We start from the raw sequence: 207 nt of genomic DNA on the forward strand, positions 1-207 counted from the left end.
AAGCAAAACGGCGCGCAGCCGCGGCCGCGAAAGCAAAAGCAGCGGCATTAGCGAAGCAAAAGAGAGAAGGAAGCGAAGAAGTAACGGAAGAAGAAAAGGCCAAAGCGAAAGTGAAGGCAGCCGCCGTGGCAAAAGCAAAAGCAGCGGCATTAGCGAAGCAAAAGAGAGAAGGAAGCGAAGAAGGAAGCGAAGAAGTAACGGAAGAAG

1 pseudogene is annotated in these 207 nt (G+C 52.2%); it reads left to right on the forward strand.

The window, feature by feature from the left end:
• A pseudogene (locus MR113_RS28785) lies at positions 1-207 on the forward strand (NADH-quinone oxidoreductase subunit C); the annotation flags it as partial.

The organism is Bacillus cereus group sp. BfR-BA-01379, assembly GCF_022663605.1.
Lineage (GTDB): Bacteria > Bacillota > Bacilli > Bacillales > Bacillaceae_G > Bacillus_A > Bacillus_A mobilis.